Source organism: Mangrovibacterium sp. (genome assembly GCF_059905295.1).
In genome coordinates this window covers 1-4,701 of record NZ_JBZQJF010000238.1, presented here as the reverse complement: position 1 = coordinate 4,701, position 4,701 = coordinate 1, and the positions used below count along the sequence as shown (strand labels likewise).

Genomic DNA, 4,701 nt, shown 5'->3' with positions numbered 1-4,701 from the left:
TTGCACTTAAAAACGTTGATAAATTCTCTTTCCTGATCCGGTAAATCCAGACCAGGAAAGAGCAAACTTTCCGGTAAATGAGAAGTTTGATACGCTTTCTGGCGCGAAATTATTTCATTTTACTTTTTCTGTTGTTAGAAGCAATCAGCATTGGACTGGTTGTAAACTACAACAATTTCCAAAGGTCGAAATTCTTCAATTCGTCTAATAGCCTGATTGCGTCAATTTATAAAAGCTATAATGCGGTATCCAGTTTTTTTTATCTGCAACAAACCAATGCAGACTTAGCTAAGGAGAATGCCCGCTTACGAATGATGCTTGAACAATACAAGCAAAACTCGATCCCGGTGGATTCGTTAATGATAACCGACCAACAATCGGACACAACCGAACACCAATACGATTTTATTCCGGCACGAGTAATCAACAACTCATTTGTTCGCCAATACAATTATATCACGATCGCCAAAGGCAGTGAAGACAGTGTAAAAGCAGACATGGGGATTATTGGGCCCAATGGCGTTGTTGGGATTATAACCAGCGTATCGAAACACTATGCAACAGGACCAACAATCCTGAACAAGCGCTGGAAGGTATCGGCCAAAATTAAAAACTCAAATTATTTTGGTTCACTGGCTTGGGACGGTTTAGATCCGAAATACGCCAATTTAAATGAAATTCCGTTTCATGTGCAGATGGAGGTTGGCGATACGATCGTCACCAGTGGTTTCTCCGATGTTTTCCCTGAAGGCATACCCGTTGGGGTAATTGAAACCTTTGATCACGCCAGCGGACGAAACTTCTTTGCAATTAAAGTTCGGCTGTTAACCAACTTTGCAAACCTTAGCTATGTTGAAATTGTCAAGAATAATCACCTGAAGGAATTGGATCAAATACAGGAATTAAATACAAATGAATAGGGGAATTTTCAAATATATCGGAACATGGGTAATCCTGGTACTGGTCCAGGTTTTGTTACTTAATCACATTCAGATCAGTGGTTACGTCAATCCATACCTTTATGTTTTATTCATCCTTATCCTGCCATTTAACACGCCAAATTACCTGCTGTTAATTTTGGGATTCGCCCTTGGGTTAAACATCGATATTTTTTCCAACACACTTGGCATGCATGCTGCGGCAACAACATTTCTGGCATTCATTCGCCCGTATGTGATCAACCTGATTTCCTCTCGCGATGTATTCGAGCTAAACCAATTACCTCGAATTTCGGAGCTTGGTTTTTCCTGGTTTTTTCGCTACACCCTGATCCTTGTTTTAGCACATCACCTATTTTTATTCTACATTGAAGCTTTCTCGCTCAGCGGATTCATCCACACGTTGTTCCGTAGTTTATTAAGCTCTGCGTTGACAATTGTCTTGATTCTGATTAGCCAGTACATGACCGCTAAACAAAGCTAATTGTGGATAAATACGCCAAACGAAAATATATTATCGGGGTTATCTTCGCACTCATTGCGATTGTTTTCATTGTCCGCTTGTTTTCGCTGCAGGTGCTCGACAGTTCCTACAAAAAATATGCGACCAGGAATGTCCTTCGTCCGGTTATCAATTACCCGGCCCGTGGTTTAATTTACGATCGTAACGGCGAGCTCCTGGTCTACAATAAAGCAGCCTACGACTTGCTGGTAACACCTCGGGAAGTATCTGCTTTCGACACAACGCAGCTATGTTCTATTTTGAAGATTACGCAAAATGAATTGGTACAGGAACTGAAAAAAGCACGAAAGTACTCGCGCTACAAACCCTCTGTCATCGTTAAGCAGTTATCGCCTGAAATGTATGCAATGCTGCAGGAGAAACTATACAAATACCCGGGCTTCTTTGTTCAAACCCGTACCTTGCGCGAATATGCACACCCAATTGCGGCGCATATGTTGGGTTATGTTGGTGAAGTAAATCAATCGCAGATTGACAAAGACTCTTATTACTCACAAGGCGACTACATTGGTATTACCGGTCTTGAACGCACCTACGAAAAAGAGTTAAGAGGACATAAAGGGGTCAGCTATTTCCTGGTCGATGTTCACAACCGTTTGAAGGGAACTTACAACGAAGGCAAAAATGACTCAGCTGCCGTGCTTGGAGACAACCTGACGACCACAATCGATGCCAAACTACAAGCTTATTGCGAGCTACTCATGCAAAACAAACGCGGAGCTGTTGTTGCAATCGAACCCAGTACCGGAGAAATCTTATGCTACTATAGTGGCCCGGACTACAATGCCAATTTGCTCGTTGGTCGGGAAAGAAGTAAAAATTACCAGATTTTATTGAACGACACCTTAAAGCCATTGACCAACAGAGCTATTTCTGCTGCTTACTCTCCGGGATCAACCTTCAAAACAGTTAACGCCCTGATTGCACTCGAAGAAGGGGCAATTACGCCGCAAACCTCATTTGTTTGTCACGGCCCGGGCACTAAACCCATATCCTGTACCCACCACCACGAATCACCCATCAGCTTGGTCGGTGGAATCAGGGAATCGTGCAACCCTTTTTTCTGGAATACTTTCAAGTCCATTATCGGGAAATATCCCAAGGCTGAAGACGGTTATAAAAAGTGGCGGGAATATGTATTAAGCTTTGGCTTGGGGCAGACTCTGGGTACCGAATTTTATGGAGAGTCTCCCGGAAACATTCCAAAAGCATCCTACTACGATCATTTCTACGGAAAACATCACTGGAATGCACTAACAGTTCGTTCATTAGCTATTGGGCAGGGTGAAATCATTGTAACACCACTACAAATGGCTAATATGGCAGCGGTAATCGCGAACAGAGGCTATTACATTGATCCACACCTTGTGAAAACCGTCACCGATCCGGACAACAACGAACACCAACTTGAATTCGAACGAAAAGATTGTTTGGTGCAAGCGGACAAATTTGATAAGGTAATTGAGGGTATGCAGGAAGTTGTTGATCAAACCAACACACGTTATACTGCTCATGTTAACGGGATCGAGATTTGCGGGAAAACCGGGACCATTCAAAATTCACATGGTTCCGACCACTCTGCATTTATCGCTTTTGCACCAAAGGACAATCCGAAAATTGCGATTGCAGCCTACGTTGAAAACGGCGTTTGGGGAGCACGTTATGCTGCCCCAATAGCCAGCCTGATGATTGAAAAATACCTGAATGATTCAATTGGGGCACCTAACAGACGTGCCCTGGAGAAGAAAATGATTGAAGCGAACTTATTAAATCCGTATCAACCCAAATATTAAACCCGTATCAACCCTAATAATGGCAAACAGAAACAACATATGGGCAAATCTGGACTGGCTAACTATTGGCATATATGTAATGCTGGTTTTTCTGGGATGGATCAATATTTATGCGGCAGTTTTCAATGAAGACCATAGCAGCATCCTCGATATGAGCCAGCGCTACGGCAAGCAGCTAATCTGGATTATTGCAGCTTTCGCATTAGCAGGTGTGCTCATCCTGATCGATAGTAAATTCTATGTTTCCTTTGCCTACCCCATCTATATTGTCACTATTTTAATGCTTGTTGCCGTGCTCCTTATTGGCTCCGAAGTGAAAGGGGCCAAATCATGGTTTCAGATTGGTAGTTTTGCTTTTCAGCCCGCAGAGGTTAGTAAGCTGGCAACTGCATTAGCATTGGCCAAGTTTACCAGTTCGTACAATTTCAAGATTGAAAAAATGGAATCGATCTTTGGAATCGGGGCCATCTTGTGTATACCGGTAGCTTTAATTTTTCTTCAAAACGATACCGGTTCGGCACTGGTATTTGCCGTGTTCTCTCTGGTACTGTACCGCGAAGGATTATCAGGAATTGTCCTTTTCCTGGGATTACTACTCGCTATTGTCTTTATTCTAACGCTTATCTTGCACCCCTTAGTAACAATCGGGATCACCACTGTTACAGCAATTGTCGTTTACTACTTTATCAATCCGAAATTTCTGGTGGCCTTAAAGGCGATGGCGATTAGTGCCAGTATTTTTATGACCCTCTGGCTTAGCAATACCCTGCTGAAACTGAATATCACCACTAACCATATCATCTTGATATCAGCTGTTTTGGCCAGTATTATTTTTGGAGTTTATGCTTTACGCCAACGTCTTAGCCAACTGCTGATTGTCATTGCTGTTTACATGTGTTTGGTGATGTTGACATTTTCCGTTGACTATGTTTTCAATAATATCCTCGAACCTCACCAGCGAGCACGTATTGAAGAACTTTTAGGTATAAAATCAGATCCCTTAGGAGTTGGCTATAATGTAAACCAGTCTAAAATCGCCATTGGTTCAGGTGGGCTTCACGGCAAAGGTTTTTTGAACGGAACTCAAACAAAATTCAATTTTGTACCGGAACAAAGTACCGACTTCATTTTTTGTACTGTGGGCGAAGAATGGGGGTTCATTGGTACAACTACCGTAATTTTACTATTCCTGGGGCTATTAATCAGGCTTATATTCCTCGCTGAGCGGCAGCGATCGGTCTTCAGCCGTGTATATGGCTATAGCGTTGCCTGTATCCTGTTTTTTCACTTAACGATTAACATTGGAATGACGATCGGACTAGCACCTGTAATTGGTATTCCCCTGCCCTTTTTCAGCTATGGGGGATCGTCATTGTGGTCATTTACGATACTTCTGTTTATCTTCTTACGTCTTGATGCCAGCAGAATGGAAAAACTGAGCTACTAA

General features: G+C 42.5%; 4 protein-coding genes. All 4 read left to right on the top strand.

Annotated elements, in window-relative coordinates:
• Positions 1-77 precede the first annotated feature (77 nt).
• The 4 genes from mreC to rodA are packed head-to-tail and all read left to right on the top strand — an operon-like array spanning position 78 to position 4,701.
• Positions 78-920: a rod shape-determining protein MreC gene (gene mreC / locus AC37HE_RS12435; protein ID WP_500783167.1), complete on the top strand. Its 843-nt coding sequence runs from the start codon at positions 78-80 to the stop codon at positions 918-920.
• Positions 913-1,422 (top strand): rod shape-determining protein MreD, encoded by a 510-nt coding sequence (gene mreD, locus AC37HE_RS12430; RefSeq protein ID WP_500783166.1) that lies wholly within the window; start codon positions 913-915, stop codon positions 1,420-1,422. Before mreC ends, mreD begins: the two co-directional genes overlap by 8 nt.
• Before the next feature lie 2 nt (positions 1,423-1,424).
• A complete protein-coding gene (mrdA, locus tag AC37HE_RS12425; protein WP_500783165.1) occupies positions 1,425-3,254 on the top strand; it encodes a penicillin-binding protein 2 in 1,830 nt (609 codons plus the stop codon).
• Between the two features lie 19 nt (positions 3,255-3,273).
• Positions 3,274-4,701 carry a rod shape-determining protein RodA gene (gene rodA / locus AC37HE_RS12420; protein WP_500783164.1) on the top strand — a complete coding sequence of 476 codons (1,428 nt, stop codon included), beginning with the start codon at positions 3,274-3,276 and terminating at the stop codon, positions 4,699-4,701.

Coding starts and splice junctions, on each gene's coding strand:
- mreC (WP_500783167.1), top strand. CDS start 78: ATGAGAAGTTTGATACGCTTTCTGGCGCGAAATTATTTCATTTTACTT.
- mreD (WP_500783166.1), top strand. CDS start 913: ATGAATAGGGGAATTTTCAAATATATCGGAACATGGGTAATCCTGGTA.
- rodA (WP_500783164.1), top strand. CDS start 3,274: ATGGCAAACAGAAACAACATATGGGCAAATCTGGACTGGCTAACTATT.